This window comes from Jannaschia pagri, assembly GCF_019655435.1.
Lineage (GTDB): Bacteria > Pseudomonadota > Alphaproteobacteria > Rhodobacterales > Rhodobacteraceae > Jannaschia > Jannaschia pagri.
In genome coordinates this window covers 516,388-531,425 of record NZ_BPFH01000002.1, presented here as the reverse complement: position 1 = coordinate 531,425, position 15,038 = coordinate 516,388, and the positions used below count along the sequence as shown (strand labels likewise).

Sequence of the window (15,038 nt, the reverse complement as noted above, 5' to 3'; positions counted from 1 at the left end):
AAGCGGGGTTGGGTTACGATGGGTCGGTTAGGGGGCGACCTAGGGCTACGTTGGGCACCTGTGGGGGAGGTGCTCGGTTCTGGCGGTCAGCAGTGTGGAGCGTGGGCGCTTTCCGTAGCGGTTTTGGAGACTACGCAGCGGTTGGTTCCTCGGCCCAGCGTGCAGGGTATATCGCTGCGCAAGTTTGGGCCTCACCTTCGCGATGACCACACATTCGGGTGGCGGGGCCGGTTGCCACGCCTCAGGTCAGGGCTTCCGTTCGGTCCACGAGATGGGGCAGGGGCGCGCCTGCTTCGGCGCAGCGGATGATCTCTGCCAGGGTATGGACCGCCGTCGGGGCGCGGGTGGCGGAGGCGATGTGCGGGGTGACTGTCACGTTCGGGTGGTGCCAGTAGGGGTGGTCCTCGGGCAGAGGTTCAACGCGGAAGGCGTCCAGCGTCGCGTGGCCCAGGTGACCGTCGAGCGCGGCCAGAAGAGCGTCATCGTCCACAAGCGCGCCGCGGCCAGGGTTCAGAAGGACCGCGCCCTTGGGCATGAGGGACAGGCGATCTGCGTTCAACAGGTTCTCGGTGGTGCGGGTGTGTGGTGTCAGTAGCACGGTGATCTGGCCCTCAGACAGGGCTTTGCGCAGGCCCTCCTCACCGGTGAGGGAGCGGACGCCGGGGATGTCCTTGGCACTGCGTGACCAGCCCGTGACAGGAAACCCAAGCGCCGTGAGCGCGCGTGCGGCTGCGCTGCCCAATGTGCCCAGGCCTAGAATGGTGACCGGACGGTCGCTGGCCAAGGGCGGCGGGGTGTTGTCCCAGGGGGCGCCATGAATATGGGCGTCCATGCCAAGATGGTGGCGGAGCACATGGCCCGTCACCCATTCGACCATGCCCTGGGTCAGGCTGGGGTCGACCATACGGGTTAGGGGCGCGGTTAGGGTGCGGTTGCCTTCGATCTCTTCGACGCCGGCCCAGAGGTTCAGCACCGCCTTCAGGCCCGTGTAGGGCGTGAAATCCTGGAGCGCGGCGTTCGGCGCGTAGATCACATAGTCGATCTGAGCCGGGTCATGGGGCGCCTCGAACAGGTCAATGGTGTGGGCGATCCCGGCGGCGTCGAGCGCGGCGGGCAGCAGGTCCCGGTAGTCGTCCCAGCGTTCGGGGCGAGCAGCGAAAAGAATGCGTGTGGTCATGTGGCAAAGGCCTGTGAGAGATCGCGCATCCCCTTGATCTCGATGGGATTGCCCGAGGGATCGAGGAAGAACATGGTGGCTTGCTCGCCCGGCTGCCCCTCGAACCGGAGGGACGGGGCGATGACGAACACCTGTCCCGAAGCCGAGAGCCTGTCGGCCAGGGCGCGCCACTCCTCCATGGGCAGCAGGGCGCCGAAATGGGGCATGGGCACCATGTGATCCCCAACCTTGCCGGTTGAACGGTGATCGAAGGCGGGGCCCAGGTGGAGGCTGATCTGGTGGCCGAAGAAGTTGAAATCGACCCAGGTGTCGGTGCTGCGCCCTTCGGTGCAGCCGAGCAGGTCGCCGTAGAAGGTGCGGGCCTCATCCAGATCGCGGATGTTGAAGGCGAGGTGAAAGATGCTCATGGGCCGGGTCTAGCCCGGGCGGGCGCGCTTGGGAAATGGGGATCGGTGATGGTTGGGATCACGGATCAATGCCTGTGCTGTGCTTTGGGGGGCACCGGTCAGCGGGTGTTTGTCACCGCGTTGGGTAGAGACTGGCTATCCGATGCCCAGGACGACGGGCTGTGCGTTTGGTGTTCAGGGTCAGGCTCTATGCGTCCTAGGGGCTCCGCTTGGGCTTAACGCGTGGTTCAGGCCGAGCAGGAGGATCTGCCCATATCTGTTCTGTTTCACCGTGGCCCAATGCAGCATCAATCCTTGTCCCGCCGTTTCCCCGCGTCGAGGGCCGTCGGGTCGTGAGGGTCATCATTCGTGTGGTCCCGAAACGGCCTGTGGCCGTGGGCGCGCTTCAAAGTGTGCCGGACAGCCGACAGTCGGCGCAAAGGAGGATGGTCCCTTTTGTAGTGGGCGCGCCATGACCTCCCCGCGCACAGGAGACCAGACGAGCGACCGTAAAGGTGTGGGGAAAGCCTATTCGGCGATACTCAAGGTCGGTAGTCTGATCGCAGACTTGAGCGTCCACAGCGGCGCTTTTCGCGTGGGACATCACGCCCGACCTTTCTGTTCAGATAAGGACTGGAGCATCCGGTCAAACTGCAAATCCCTGTATGAGCAGCGTCACAAGGTCGGGTCGATGTTCGCTGCACACCAGAACGGGCGACGCATCTCGGGCTGTGACCGTCGTGGCGCTGGCACCTTCGACTTGTCCAGTGAATGAGGCCTGCCCCAAGGCCCTGCTTCGATCGCGATGACTTCATGGGGCCGCACGCGGAGTAGCTTCGTTCGGCTCGTCTTTGCGATCTGCGTCACAGCAGTTTGGGCTGTTCGGCCCCAAGCGCATGTCCCTCGATCCGGAGGAGCGCGCGTTTGGTGGCAAGGCCGCCGCTGAAGCCGCCGATCCCACCATCCGCTGCGATGACGCGGTGGCAGGGGATGACGATGGGCAGCGGGTTCTGACCATTGGCCATGCCGACCGCGCGGGTGGCTTTGGGGGCTCCGATGGCCCGGGCGATGGCGCCGTAGCTTGTGGTCGTCCCGAAAGGGATCTGCGTGAGTGCCTGCCAGACGCGGCGTTGAAACGCGGACCCATCCGGCGCGAGCCTCAGATCGAAGGTGCGGCGCTCGCCCCGCAGATAGCCCGTCAGTTGGGCGCAGGCCGCCTGGAGGCGGTGGGGGTCTTTGATCCAGTCTGCATCGGGGGCTTGCGCTGTGCCTTCTGTTGGGAGGCGTATGTGCGTCAGCCCGGCCTCGGTCCCTGCGATCAGCAGTGGGCCGTACGGGCCGTCCATCCGGGCGAAGACCGTCGGCGTCACACCGGATTCGGAGGCTCGCGCCGCTCGGCGATGGCCACCACATTGGCAAGGGCCATGCGGCCCATATCCTCCCGCACCTCCAGGGCTGCCGTGCCCAGGTGCGGCAGCAGGGTGACGGTGTCGAGCGCGCGCAGGGCCTCGGGGACGTGGGGTTCCTGCTCGTAGACGTCGAGGCCCGCGCCGCCGATCTGACGGGCTTGCAGCGCCGCAATCAACGCCGTCTCATCCACCACGTCGCCGCGCGCGATGTTCACCAGGATGGCGTGGGGCTGCATGGCGGCCAGGGCCTGGGCGTCGATGATGTGGACCGTTTCCGGCGTGGCGGGCACGGCGACCACGACCATATCGGCGGCGGCACAGACCTCGGCCACGGAGGGCAGTTGCCGCGCGCCTGCAATGTCCTTGGTCGAGCGGTTGTGGAACACCACCTCCATCCCGAACCCGTGGTGGCAGCGGTGGGCGATGGCCTGTCCGATGCGGCCCATGCCGATCACGCCCAGCGTCTTGCCCGAGACATGCATCCCCAACATCTGGATGGGGTGCCAGCCCTGCCACTCGCCTGCGCGGACGAGGCGCTCGCCCTCTCCGGCGCGGCGGGCGGTCATCAAGATCAAGGTCAGTGCGATGTCAGCGGTCGCGTCCGTGACGGCGCCAGGGGTATTGGTGACTGCCAGTCCGGCAGCACGGGCCGCATCAACGGCGATGTGGTTGTAGCCCACCCCGAAATTCGCGAGGCCCTTGGCGCGGATCGGACCGGTGAAGGCTTCGGAGGTGAAGGCATCGCCCAGCGTGGGCAGAATAACGTCGTAGTCCGCCAGGGCGGCACGGCATTCGGCCAGGTCCATGGGCTGGGTCGTGTCGCGGCAGGTGACGTCGAACCGGTCGCGCGCGGCATCCATCACGCTGTCGGGCAGCGCGCGGGAGATCAGGAGCCGGTCCATCAGTGCATCCGCCCCCCATCGGGAACGTCTGAGTCCGGGGCCAGTAGAACCACCTCTCCGTCCTTGTCGGGCAGGCCGAGGACCAGGACTTCGGACATGAATTTGCCGATTTGGCGCGGGGGGAAGTTGACCACTGCGACCACCTGTTTGCCGATCAAGGTTTCGGGGGCGTAATGGGCGGTCACCTGGGCCGAGGTCTTGCGTTCCCCGATCTCACCGCCGAAGTCGATCCACATCTTGATCGCAGGCTTGCGGGCCTCGGGGTAGGGCTCGGCCCGGGTGACGCGCCCGACGCGGATGTCGACCTTCAGGAAGTCATCGAAGTCGATATTGCTCATGCCCGCAACTCCCTGGAGCGGTCGGTGGCGGCTTTGACTGTCCGGGCCAGGAGGTCAGGCAGGTCTGGCATCAAAACCTCCAGCCCCGCCTGGGTGGTGCCGTTGGGAGAGGTGACGTTGATGCGCAGTTGCGCCGGGTCCTCGCCGGTCATGGCCAATTCGCCTGCGCCCGCGACCGTGGCGCGGGCAAGGCGCAAGGCCAAGTCGGGGGCGAGGCCCTGGGCCTCACCGGCGGCGGCCATCGCCTCGATCAGGTGGAAGACATAGGCCGGGCCAGAGCCGGACAGGCCCGTGACCGCGTCCATCTGGTCTTCGTGGTCCAGGCGCACGACCTCGCCCACCGCCGAGAGGAGCGCCTGGGCCAAATCCAGGTCGGCGGCTGTGGCGGCGTCGTTCCCGACGATAGCGGTGATCCCACGCCCCACGGCGGCAGGCGTGTTGGGCATGGCCCGGACCAAACGGATGTCGCCCAGGGCCGTCTCATAGGCGGTGATCGGGGTGCCCGCCGCAACGGTTACGAAGAGCGTGTCGGACAGCGCGCGCAGACGGGGCAGGGCCTCGGTCATCATCTGGGGTTTCACGGCGATCAGGGTGACGGCGGGGGCCGGTGGCAGATCGGTGTTCAGCGCCACGCCGGTGCCGCGCAGCCAGTCTGACGGCGCCGGGTCTAGAACCGTGACCGCCGAGGCCGCAACGCCCCGATCCAGCCACCCGGCCAACATGGCAGACCCCATCTTGCCGCATCCCAACAGGACGAGGCCGTTTGCGTTGATCGTCTCTAGGTCCATGACTGCCTCCCTTGCGGGCGCACCGTAGTGGATGGGCGCGGCGCCGGAAAGCCGGTCCGGTGTGTCGCGGGCGGCAGCGCCATCAGGCGTGGCCGTAGGCCTCGGCGATTGCGACTTGCATGGCATCGGCGGGCGCGCGCCCACCCCAGCACACCAGCTGAAACGCGGGGTAGAAGCGTTCTCCGGCCAGGATCGCCTCGGCCACCATATGATTGATCTGATCGACCTGGGCGCAGGCCCCTCCGGCCAGAACCAACCCATAGCGGTAGACCATCATCTTTTGCTGTGGCCAGAAGGCAAAAGCCCCCGCCCAGCATTGATCATTTGCCAGGTTCAGAACCTCATAGAGGCCAGGCAGCGCCTCTGCGGGCGGCTCCATCTCAAAGCAGCAGACCATGCGTAGGGTCTCATCCACTTCGGACCAAGCGAGGGTGACCGAATAGCTGCGCCACTGGCCTTCGACGACCATGGCGATTTGATCCTCGCCCACACGGTCAAAGTCCCATTCGTGGCTTTGGGCGACGGTCTCGACCAAATCAATGGGGTGCAAATCGCCCGTGTCTGAGAATTGCTGCCTCTGGTGGAGCATGTCTTGCCCTTCCGCTCGTTCGCTAGGACTTGTTTGGCGGCCGATCCCTATGCGGACCAACCACACGTCCCTACCAGATATGGTGGCGGTCCTGCTGTAACCTGTAAAGGGGACAGTTTCGGTTACCCACAAGTTTCATGCGCCCTTTGAGCGGTGATCGTAGGGAGGGGTCGCCTCACACCCATGTGACGCCACCGTGACCGTGACAGCGGCTATAGCCGATCCATGACCAGATTTCTTTCGGCCGCCGTTGCCGCCTGCCTCACCCTGACCACTCCCGCCCTGGCCGCACCGCTGTCCTTCGATGGCAGTTGGCGCGAACAAGGCTTTTTGCGTCTGACATCCAACGACTACGTTCAGCAGGGCGGTCGCTTGCAAGTGACCTCCGATGGGACGGTGTCGCTGCTGTGGAAGGCGGTGCCCGATGCGCTCCGCCAGGCAACGCAAGCGTCCTGGTCGTGGTCCGTCAGCGAGAGCGTCCCCGCGACGGATTTGCGCCGGAAGGGCGGCGATGACAGGAACCTGGCCGTCTATTTCGCGTGGACCGATGCGGCCACGGCGGCCAGCGCAAATCCCAATCGGGCGGGGCGTCTGCTGCGCAACGCCAATACGCGGGTCTTGGTCTATGTCTGGGGGGACGATGATCGGCGGGGCACCGTCCAACAGAGCCCCTACCTGCCTGGGCTGCGCACCATCGTTTTGCGGTCAGCTGGCACAGGGCAGCACAGTGAACGTATCGATTTGGCCGCCGATTACGCCCGAGCCTTCGGGGGGGCGCCCCAGGTCCTCGTCGGCGTCGGCGTCTCGGCTGACAGTGACGACACCGACACCCGCATTCGGGCATCGATTACGGCGCCGGACCTGCGCTGAGCGCTGCGCCGGGCCTTGACGGACACCGGACAAGGGCACAACCCTCTGCCCCGTTCTAGGACGGGAGAAGCAGATGGACCTGAACGGATGTCATGCCGCGATCACGGGGGGGGCTGGGGGCCTGGGCGCCGCCGTCGCCCGCCATGTGGCTGCGGCTGGGGGGCATGTGGCGATCCTCGATCTGGATGAGGCGCGGGGGGCGGCCCTGGCCAATGAGCTTGGTGGGACCTTCCATGCGTTGGACGTGACGGACGCTGGTGCCTGCGCGGAGGTCTTGGGGACGGTGGCTCAGGGCGGACGTCTCGATTTGATGGTGAACTGTGCAGGCATCGCTCCGGGGGCTAAGACGGTTGGAAAATCGGGTGCCCATGATCCGGGATTGTTTGTCAAAACCGTTGCCATCAACCTGACCGGCACCTTTAACTGCGCCTCGGCCGCTGCGGCGCTGATGGCCGCGCAGGACGGGCGTGGGCCAGACGGGGAGCGTGGCGTGATCGTCAATACGGCCTCGGTCGCTGCCTATGAAGGCCAGGTCGGGCAGGTGGCCTACGCGGCCTCCAAAGGGGGGGTCGCGGGGATGACCCTGCCGATGGCGCGCGACCTTGCGGGGTTGGGCATCCGTGTCGTCGCGGTTGCGCCGGGGTTGTTCCTGACGCCCATGTTGGAGGGGCTTCCGCAGGAGGTGCAAGACAGCCTGGGCGCCCAGGTGCCCTATCCGTCGCGGTTGGGTCACCCTCAGGAATTCGCGTCCTTGGTGGGCCATATCGCGGCGAATCCCATGCTGAACGGTGAGGTCATCCGGTTGGACGGAGCGATCCGCATGGCCCCGCGGTGACCAAGCATCGCGACCTTCGGGATTGGTGCCCGGTGACGTTTCACATGCCGGTGTCGATGGAAGGGCGGTTTGCCCGGTTGGAGCGTTTGTCGCTCGACGCCCATGCCGAAGCGCTGCACGCCGCCAATGACGTCGACACGGGCATGTGGCGGTTTCTGCCCTACGGACCGTTCCTTTCCCTGGGGTCGTATCGTGGATGGGTGGCCGCCGCCGCCGTGTCCGAGGACCCGGTGTTCTATGCGATCCGGGGGCCGCAGGGGTGGTCCGGCGTGGCTTCCTATTTGCGCCTCGACGGCGACAACGGCGTGATCGAGATCGGCCATATCGCTTTTTCCGCCGGGTTGCAGCGGACGCCTGCCGCCACCGAGGCGATCCACCTGATGATCGACCATGCCTTTGCTTGTGGGGCCCGCCGGGTCGAGTGGAAGTGCAATGCTGCCAATGCCGCCAGTCGCCGCGCGGCAGAACGATATGGCTTTGGCTACGAGGGGACGTTTCGCCAGCACATGGTCGTCAAAGGGGCCAATCGGGACACGGCTTGGTTCTCGATCCTGGATGGGGACTGGCCAGGGCTGCGCGCGGCCCATCGGGCCTGGCTGTCGCCAGAGACCTTTGATGGGGCCGGTCAGCAGCGGCGCAGTCTGGCGCAGATGGTTGCCGAGGTGCGGGCGGGCGCAGGTCAAACGACCTGACGGGTTTCCCGCAAGCGATCCGCGATCAAGGCCTGTAGCTTGGGACGTGTCTCATCGGTTTCGGTCTGCGCCAAGCCACGGCTTTGGGCCAAAAGCTCTGGGTCGTGGCAGGTTCGCGCCAGACCTTGCAGGAAGTTGGCCACGTAATCCGTCCCGACATTCGGATCCTCCAACACCCGTTCCGCGTAGACCAGATCCTCGCAGAGGGCCAAGCGGTCCGGCGAGATCACATCGGAGCCGACCGGGCGCAGGCCATTGGGCCAGTGATCCCTTGGCAGATGGCGCAAGATGAGGGTCTGGAAGGCCGCTAGGCTTTCGATCGGTTTCGGCAGAAAGCCATCGGCCCCCGCCGCGAGGCAGGACTGCTCCGCCTCGGCACGGGGCTGGCCGGAGGTTCCAAGGATCACGAGGGGGCGGCGTTTGGCCGTCGCCAGATCTTCGATCAACGACAGGCCAGGGCCATCGGGCAGGCCGAGGTCGATGATTGCCACGCCGGGTTGATAGAGGCCCAGGTGGCGGCGCGCGCTGGCCAAGCAATCGGCCCGTCGGATGCGGGCGCCGGATCGCAGCGCCAAAAGGCGAACCGCCTCAGACGCGAAACGGCTGTCTTCGATTAACAAAACGGTGGTGCCCAAAAGGGGGCGTTGCGCAGTGGGCGCCGGACGGGCGGTCAGGTCGAGGTCATCCATCGAATCTCTCCTCTCATCTGCCTCCACACTGCGCGACCATCCCTAATCAATCGTAAACGCGGCGGCCTGACGCCTTGCGAGCGTGCGGCACTGCGGCGATAAGGCGCCAACTTTGCAGGAGGCCCGCCCAATGATCGGAAGATTGAACCACGTCGCCATCGCCGTCCCGGATCTGGAGGCCGCGGCCGCGCAATACCGCGACACCCTGGGTGCGAAGGTCAATGCGCCCCAGCACGAACCGGACCATGGCGTCACGGTGGTGTTCATCGAACTGCCCAACACCAAGGTCGAACTGCTCTACCCGCTGGGCGATAACAGCCCCATCGCCGGGTTCTTGGAAAAGAACCCCTCGGGCGGCATCCATCACATCTGCTACGAGGTGGACGACATCCTGGCCGCGCGGGATCAGTTGCAGGCGTCCGGGGCCCGCGTCTTGGGAACGGGGGAGCCAAAAATCGGCGCCCACGGCAAGCCGGTTCTGTTTCTGCACCCAAAAGACTTCACCGGGACCCTGGTCGAGTTGGAGCAAGTCTAGTGGGCGTCTTCTCGGCCATTGTCGTCTTTATGATGATCTGGGCGATGGTGTTTCTGATCGGTCTTCAGATCGGGCAGGACACCCAAGGCGACCGTGGGTCGGTGACCCACGGCACCCATGCCTCGACCCCGGCCAAGCCCATCGGTGTCTATCGCCGCATCGGTTGGGCCACGGCGATCACCTTCGTTCTGTGGGCGCCATTGGTCTGGTTCATCGTCTCGGGCCAGCTCACCATCGACGATCTGCGTCGTTTGACGGGGCGCGAGGTGGTCGGCGGGTGACGCCGAGCGCGCGGGTTAAGACCGCGCGCCGCTGAGCCTGTGGAACAAGTGGGTGAACGTCGCAGCCCCCAGGATCGGCACCAACAGGTTTACAACCGGAACCGAGAGCGGGATCGCCATAAGCACCCCCGTTGCCCAGATCGCCCCCCTGTGGCGGCGACGAAATGCCTTGGCCTCGGCCAGGGGCAGGCGGCGCGCCGCGCTCATCTGCGCGTATTCCCGCCCGAGCAGCAGCCCGTTCACGCCCCAGAAGATGAAGAGCGCGAGCGGCGCCAAAACCACATAGGCCAAGAGCGCCAGAAGGTTCACGCCTACCACCAGGCCCAGGAACGCGGCGGTATCGCGCAGCATTTCCCCAACAGGCTGGCGGCGCGCAGGGGGCAGGCCCGGATAGTGGCGATCCTCGACCGCTTCGGCGATCCGGTCCAGGAACAGCCCCGTGAAAGCCGAGGCGACGGGCACCATCAAAAAGACCGACAACAAGAGGCTCACGGGGATCAGGGCCAGGCCTGCGGCATCGTCCAGCCATCCGATCTCGCCCAGCCAAGGCAGCGTGACCGTCGGCCCGATCAGCCATTGCACCCCCCAGATCAGCAAAAGCGAGAACGCCAAAAGGATCCCTGCGGACAGCCCCACGCCGCGCAGCAGCACCCCGCGAAAACGCTGGTCGCTCATCTGGCCCACGGCCTTGAGGGCATCGTCTATCATGCGTCGATCCAAGTGGTTTTGGCGGCCATGTCAGGGCGGGGACGGTCGCTGGGGATGGGGCCTTCGGTCCCCAGGACCATGAAGCCCGCGACCCATTCGGTCGGGGCGAGCGACAGCCCCTCGGTCAGGAATGCGCGATCCGTGGCCATCCATCCAGACAGCCAGTTCGCGCCCCAGCCCGCGGCCATGGCGGCTGTCACCAATGTCATGCACACCGCGCCCGCCGACAGGGTTTGTTCCACGTCTGGGATCTTATCGGAGGCGACTGGGGCGGCAATGACCGCCACCATCACAGGCGCCGTTCGGAACATGGCCTGGGCCTTCTCCAGCTTGTCCTGGTCACGGCCTTGGGCGGTCCCCAGGCGCGTGGTGAGGTCGGCCAGCCGGGTGAGCGCCCCGCCTTCCAGGACCATCAGGCGCCAAGGTTCCAGCTTGCCATGGTCCGGCACACGGAGCGCCGTGGCCAGCAGTGGCTCTAACGCGGCACGGTCCGGTGCGGGATGCATCAGGGTCTTGGCCGGGCGGGACCGGCGTGCGGCCAGGAACGCCTGGACGTCGGGGCGGGGGGAAAGGGGCGCGATATCCGTCATGGGGACCATGTCGCAATGGCACGCGTCACAATCAAGCTTGGCAGAGGCCTCGGGGCCGATAAGGTGCCGTCACGCGTCCCCGTAGGAGTCCTCACAATGCAGATCGACAGTCTTCACCACGCAGGCCTCTCCGTGTCCGATTTCGACGCGGCGGTCGCCTGGTGGGGCACGCATTTCGGGTTCACGCTGCTGGCGGAATGGGGCGATGACGGCCTGCGCATGGGGTTGATCGGCAAGAACGGTATCCATGTGGAACTGTTCTGCGCCCAGGGCGCTGCACCTGGGCCCGATGAGGCCAAGGGTGTCGGGCAAAGTATGGGTCAGCGCGGCTGGAAACACTTGGCCTTCGCGGTTCCCGACCTAGCGGCGGCTACGGAAGACCTGCGCGCCGCAGGGGTCCCCGTTCTGGTGGAGCCTGTGCGCGATGCGCCTCCGGGCTATAGCTATGCGTTCTTCCGAGACCCCGATGGCAATCATGTGGAGCTTGTGGAATTGCCGTAAGCCCCGGGGGCAGGCGCCCCAATTTTCTAGAAAATTGGTCCCCGCTCAGCGGGTGACGCAGGCCTCCATGCGGGTGGCTGATCGAAAGCCGAAGATTGGCGCCAAAATCCCAAGGTCTGAGGTGCCGCAGGGCACGAAGCCCGACCGCTCATAAAGGGCGCGCGCCCTTGGGTTGCTGTCGATCACGTCAAGCCGGACGCGGGTGAGACCCTTGGCGGCGGCGAGGTCTTTAACCGCCGACAGAAGGCGCGTCCCCAGTCCACGGCCACGCTGTGTCGCGTCTACGCAAAGCCCGTCCATCAAGAGGGTGTCTGGCGCCACGGGCCGGTCCAACACTGACAGAAGCGGCGCGCGCCAGAGCGCCCCGAGCTGACCGTAATGGCGCGCCAGATCCCCCCAGCCCCCGCCGGTCAACGCCCCCTCGGCGGTTTTGAAACCGGCCAATCCCACCAAACGCCCGCCATCAGTTGCACCAAGGGCAAAGGCTGGATCCAAGCAGTCGGCGAAAAAGGCCTCGGCCCGATTGGTGGGTCCGAGGGTGCGCGCCAGCTTGGCACCAAACGCCTGCCAATAGAGCCGCGCCGCGGTTGACCGCTCCGCCTTTGGAAACCCGGGGGCGAGGCGCACCTGGGTCATTCTTCTGATTTGGCGACGGCGGCTTTGGCCGTCTTGCTCGCGGGCTTTTTGGCTGCTGGTTTCTTCGCCGGGGCCTTCTTGGCCGCTGGCTTCTTTGCCGGAGCCTTTTTGGCCGCTGGTTTGCGCGTGGTCTTCTTCCCGGATTTGGCGGCCCGTTCGGCAATCAACTCCACCGCCTGCTCCATGGTCAGCGCTTCGGGGGGCGTGTCCTTGGGGATCGTGGCGTTGATCTTGTCCCATTTGACATAGGGGCCATAGCGCCCCTCCATCACGTTGACGGGGCCGCCGTTCTCCGGATGTTCTCCCAGCTCCTTCAGGGGCTTAGCCGCGGTCCGACCGCGCCCACGGGGATTGGCGCGCTTGTCGGCCAAGACCTCAACCGCGCGGTTCATGCCGATGGTGAACACTTCCTCCTCATCGGGGAGATTGGCATAGACCGGCTTGGCGTCGTCTGGGCCCTTGTGCATCACGTAAGGCCCGTAGCGGCCCAGGTTTGTTTCGATGGGCTGGCCATCCTCGGGGTGAGTGCCCACGAGGCGGGGCAGCGACAGCAGTTGCATTGCGCGGTCGAAGTCGATGATGTCCGGGGTCCAGGACTTCGGCAGGCTGGAGCGTTTGGGTTTCTTGTTCTCTTCGGTCGCCTCGCCCAGTTGGACATATGGTCCGAAGCGGCCCGACTTGAGCCAGACCTCTAGCCCGGACTCGGGCTCTACCCCCAGCATCCGCTCATCGCCCGATTGCTCACCTTCCATGCCCGGTGGACCGAACGGACGGGTGTAGCGGCATTCGGGGTAGTTGGAACAGCCGATGAATGCCCCACCCGACCGGGCCGTCCGCATCGATAGCCGCCCAGCCTCGCACTTGGGGCAGAGCCTGCGGTCCTTGCCATCCTCCCGCTCTGGGAAGAGATGCGGCTCCAGCACTTCGTTGATCTTTTCGAGAACGTCCGTGATCCGAAGCTCGGCTGTCTCATCCACAGCGGCCTTGAAGTCGCGCCAGAAGCGGTCGAGCACATCCTTGTAGTTCGCATCGCCCGCCGAGACCTGGTCCAGCTCGTCCTCCAACCCGGCGGTGAAATCGTAGCCCACATAGCGGCGGAAGTAATTCGACAGGAACACAGTCACCAGACGGCCCTGGTCCTTCGGGATCAGGCGGTTGCCGTCCTTTTCCACGTACCCACGGTCGACAATCGTGCCCAGGATCGAGGCATAGGTTGAGGGTCGGCCGATCCCCAACTCCTCCATGCGCTTCACAAGGGTCGCCTCTGTGTAGCGGGGGGGCGGCTGGGTAAAACTCTGCTGCCCAAGGACGGCGCCATCCTCTGACAGGCGCGCGTTCTTGGCGGCGCCACCGTCGTCCACCAGCGCATCTCCGGCATCGGCGGTCAGCTTGTCGTAGTCGGGGCGCAGGCCGTTGGTATGGCGCTTGGCCGCATCCCCTTGATGGATTGCGGGCAGACGACGGTCGTCGCCGCTGCTGCTATCGTCATCGTCGCGGCCCTCGGTATAGACCTTCATGAAGCCGTCAAAGACAACGACCTGACCGTTGGCGCGCAACTCGACCTGGCCATCAGCGCTGCCCACGGTGACGACGGTCCGTTCCAGTTTGGCGGCGGACATCTGGCTGGCCAAGGTCCGCTTCCAGATCAGATCATAGAGCTTCTTCTGATCCCCATCGAGCCGCAGATCATCGGCCGCTTTGGCCATGTCCGTGGGGCGGATACACTCGTGTGCCTCTTGCGCGTTCTTGGCCTTATTCTTGTAGAGGCGCGGACTGTCGGGGACGTAGCTGTCGCCATATCGGTCCTTGATTGCGTCGCGCGCGGCGTGAACGGCCTCGGGCGCCATGTCGATGCCGTCGGTCCGCATGTAGGTGATGTGACCCGCTTCATAGAGCCGCTGAGCCGTGCCCATGGCGGCTTTGGCGCCCATGCCAAACTTGCGGCTGGCCTCCTGTTGCAAGGTCGAGGTCATGAAGGGGGGCGAGGGGTTGCGGCTGGCTGGCTTGGCTTCGACCCCGGTGACGGTCAGGTCGCGGCTGGCCACCGCTTGGACTGCCAGTTCCGCGGCCGTTGCGTCCTTGAAGGTGAACCGTTCCACCTTGTCGCCCGCCAGCCCCACAAGCCTGGCCTCGAACGTCTGGCCTCGGGGCGTTTCCAGCAGGGCGCGGACCGTCCAGTATTCTTGGGGATCGAAGGCTTCGATCTCCATCTCCCGTTCCACCACGAGGCGGAGAGACACGGATTGCACCCGCCCCGCCGACCGTGACCCGGGCAGCTTGCGCCAGAGGACGGGCGAGAGGGTGAAGCCCACCAGGTAGTCGAGCGCGCGGCGCGCGAGATAGGCCTCCACCAGAGGGGTGTCGATGTCGCGAGGGTTGGCGATGGCGTCCTGCACGGCCTTCTTGGTGATCGCGTTGAACGCCACGCGGCGGATCGGCATATCTTTCTTGATGCCGCGCCGTGCCCGGAGCGTTTCTTGCAGGTGCCAGCTGATCGCCTCGCCCTCGCGGTCGGGGTCGGTGGCGAGGATCAGATTGGGATCATCGGCGAGGGCGTCGGCAATGTCCTTGATGCGCTTCTTCGAGTCGCTGGGCACCTCCCAGGTCATCGCGAACCCCTCTTCCGGGTCGACGGAGCCGTCCTTGCCCACCAGGTCCCGGACGTGGCCGTAGCTGGCCAATACGGTGTAGTCCTTGCCCAAATAGCCGTTGATTGTCTTGGCCTTAGCCGGGGATTCGACGACGACGACGGGCATGTGCTGTGACCTCGGGGCGGTTTTTGTTTGGCGCGTGTCGGGGGCCGGTCTGGTGGCCCCCGCGGGCCGCAAAACATGTGGCGACGTCCGCGTCAATGTCAACGTCGGCGGTCACGATAGGCGTTATTTCACAGCCCATCGCGGCCTGTGCCCTTGGTTTGGGCGCCATTCGAATAGGCTGGCCGCATCACATTTCGGTCGCGCGGCGCGGCGTTTGAGGACGTGGGAGCGGTCCCGGTTCGCAGCCTCCGTCATGGGGAGGCGCGAGTACGCGTCCGGGACTTTGGGTGCGCTGAAGTGGTTCATGTCCGAGCGGTGTTCACTCGCTTTCCTGATACGCCACAAACGCCTTGTAG

The 15,038-nt window shown here is 65.6% G+C and carries 18 protein-coding genes; 6 read left to right on the top strand and 12 right to left on the bottom strand.

What is annotated here, in order from left to right; all coding sequences use genetic code 11:
- Nucleotides 1-241 precede the first annotated feature (241 nt).
- The 7 genes from K5R33_RS07535 to K5R33_RS07505 all read right to left on the bottom strand — a co-directional run bounded on the left by K5R33_RS07535 (nucleotide 242) and on the right by K5R33_RS07505 (nucleotide 5,589).
- Entirely contained in the window at nucleotides 242-1,177 is a 936-nt protein-coding gene (locus tag K5R33_RS07535) for a 2-hydroxyacid dehydrogenase (protein ID WP_220748385.1), read from the bottom strand.
- Nucleotides 1,174-1,584 carry a VOC family protein gene (locus tag K5R33_RS07530; RefSeq protein ID WP_220748384.1) on the bottom strand — a complete coding sequence of 137 codons (411 nt, stop codon included), beginning with the start codon at nucleotides 1,582-1,584 and terminating at the stop codon, nucleotides 1,174-1,176. The genes K5R33_RS07535 and K5R33_RS07530 overlap by 4 nt, the downstream gene beginning before the upstream one ends.
- A gap of 842 nt (nucleotides 1,585-2,426) precedes the next feature.
- On the bottom strand, nucleotides 2,427-2,933 hold the full coding sequence (locus K5R33_RS07525; RefSeq protein ID WP_255588431.1) for a methylated-DNA--[protein]-cysteine S-methyltransferase: 507 nt from the start codon (nucleotides 2,931-2,933) through the stop codon (nucleotides 2,427-2,429).
- Nucleotides 2,930-3,874, bottom strand: coding sequence for a 2-hydroxyacid dehydrogenase (locus tag K5R33_RS07520; RefSeq protein WP_220748383.1), 945 nt, complete (start codon nucleotides 3,872-3,874; stop codon nucleotides 2,930-2,932). Before K5R33_RS07520 ends, K5R33_RS07525 begins: the two co-directional genes overlap by 4 nt.
- Nucleotides 3,874-4,212 carry a tRNA-binding protein gene (locus tag K5R33_RS07515; RefSeq protein ID WP_220748382.1) on the bottom strand — a complete coding sequence of 113 codons (339 nt, stop codon included), beginning with the start codon at nucleotides 4,210-4,212 and terminating at the stop codon, nucleotides 3,874-3,876. The genes K5R33_RS07520 and K5R33_RS07515 overlap by 1 nt, the downstream gene beginning before the upstream one ends.
- Nucleotides 4,209-5,000 carry a pyrroline-5-carboxylate reductase gene (gene proC, locus K5R33_RS07510; RefSeq protein ID WP_220748381.1) on the bottom strand — a complete coding sequence of 264 codons (792 nt, stop codon included), beginning with the start codon at nucleotides 4,998-5,000 and terminating at the stop codon, nucleotides 4,209-4,211. The genes K5R33_RS07515 and proC overlap by 4 nt, the downstream gene beginning before the upstream one ends.
- Nucleotides 5,001-5,082: 82 nt before the next feature.
- A complete protein-coding gene (locus K5R33_RS07505; RefSeq protein ID WP_220748380.1) occupies nucleotides 5,083-5,589 on the bottom strand; it encodes a type III secretion system chaperone family protein in 507 nt (168 codons plus the stop codon).
- A 225-nt stretch (nucleotides 5,590-5,814) separates the two neighbouring features.
- Here K5R33_RS07505 and K5R33_RS07500 point away from each other — a divergent pair, with 225 nt between their 5' ends.
- The 3 genes from K5R33_RS07500 to K5R33_RS07490 all read left to right on the top strand — a co-directional run bounded on the left by K5R33_RS07500 (nucleotide 5,815) and on the right by K5R33_RS07490 (nucleotide 7,986).
- Entirely contained in the window at nucleotides 5,815-6,459 is a 645-nt protein-coding gene (locus tag K5R33_RS07500) for a DUF3047 domain-containing protein (protein WP_220748379.1), read from the top strand.
- A 73-nt stretch (nucleotides 6,460-6,532) separates the two neighbouring features.
- Nucleotides 6,533-7,294, top strand: coding sequence for an SDR family NAD(P)-dependent oxidoreductase (locus tag K5R33_RS07495; protein ID WP_220748378.1), 762 nt, complete (start codon nucleotides 6,533-6,535; stop codon nucleotides 7,292-7,294).
- Nucleotides 7,291-7,986 carry a GNAT family N-acetyltransferase gene (locus K5R33_RS07490; RefSeq protein ID WP_255576209.1) on the top strand — a complete coding sequence of 232 codons (696 nt, stop codon included), beginning with the start codon at nucleotides 7,291-7,293 and terminating at the stop codon, nucleotides 7,984-7,986. The genes K5R33_RS07495 and K5R33_RS07490 overlap by 4 nt, the downstream gene beginning before the upstream one ends.
- Here the strand turns inward: K5R33_RS07490 and K5R33_RS07485 are convergent.
- On the bottom strand, nucleotides 7,974-8,675 hold the full coding sequence (locus K5R33_RS07485; protein ID WP_220748377.1) for a response regulator: 702 nt from the start codon (nucleotides 8,673-8,675) through the stop codon (nucleotides 7,974-7,976). The genes K5R33_RS07490 and K5R33_RS07485 overlap by 13 nt on opposite strands.
- Nucleotides 8,676-8,805: 130 nt before the next feature.
- Here K5R33_RS07485 and mce point away from each other — a divergent pair, with 130 nt between their 5' ends.
- Both mce and K5R33_RS07475 read left to right on the top strand, forming a co-directional pair.
- Nucleotides 8,806-9,210, top strand: coding sequence for a methylmalonyl-CoA epimerase (mce, locus tag K5R33_RS07480; RefSeq protein WP_220748376.1), 405 nt, complete (start codon nucleotides 8,806-8,808; stop codon nucleotides 9,208-9,210).
- Nucleotides 9,210-9,491 carry a DUF1467 family protein gene (locus K5R33_RS07475; RefSeq protein WP_220748375.1) on the top strand — a complete coding sequence of 94 codons (282 nt, stop codon included), beginning with the start codon at nucleotides 9,210-9,212 and terminating at the stop codon, nucleotides 9,489-9,491. Before mce ends, K5R33_RS07475 begins: the two co-directional genes overlap by 1 nt.
- A 15-nt stretch (nucleotides 9,492-9,506) precedes the next feature.
- On the opposite strand, the gene K5R33_RS07470 is transcribed toward K5R33_RS07475, so the two are convergent.
- Complete coding sequence (locus tag K5R33_RS07470) at nucleotides 9,507-10,199, bottom strand: EI24 domain-containing protein (RefSeq protein WP_220748374.1); 693 nt, start codon at nucleotides 10,197-10,199, stop codon at nucleotides 9,507-9,509.
- A complete protein-coding gene (locus K5R33_RS07465; RefSeq protein ID WP_220748373.1) occupies nucleotides 10,196-10,789 on the bottom strand; it encodes a nitroreductase family protein in 594 nt (197 codons plus the stop codon). The genes K5R33_RS07470 and K5R33_RS07465 overlap by 4 nt, the downstream gene beginning before the upstream one ends.
- A 96-nt stretch (nucleotides 10,790-10,885) precedes the next feature.
- Between K5R33_RS07465 and K5R33_RS07460 the strand changes: the two genes are divergently transcribed.
- Nucleotides 10,886-11,290 (top strand): VOC family protein, encoded by a 405-nt coding sequence (locus K5R33_RS07460; RefSeq protein WP_220748372.1) that lies wholly within the window; start codon nucleotides 10,886-10,888, stop codon nucleotides 11,288-11,290.
- Between the two features lie 45 nt (nucleotides 11,291-11,335).
- On the opposite strand, the gene K5R33_RS07455 is transcribed toward K5R33_RS07460, so the two are convergent.
- Nucleotides 11,336-11,926 carry a GNAT family N-acetyltransferase gene (locus K5R33_RS07455; protein ID WP_220748371.1) on the bottom strand — a complete coding sequence of 197 codons (591 nt, stop codon included), beginning with the start codon at nucleotides 11,924-11,926 and terminating at the stop codon, nucleotides 11,336-11,338.
- Nucleotides 11,923-14,682: a type I DNA topoisomerase gene (topA, locus tag K5R33_RS07450; RefSeq protein WP_220748370.1), complete on the bottom strand. Its 2,760-nt coding sequence runs from the start codon at nucleotides 14,680-14,682 to the stop codon at nucleotides 11,923-11,925. The genes K5R33_RS07455 and topA overlap by 4 nt, the downstream gene beginning before the upstream one ends.
- Nucleotides 14,683-15,038 lie beyond the last annotated feature (356 nt).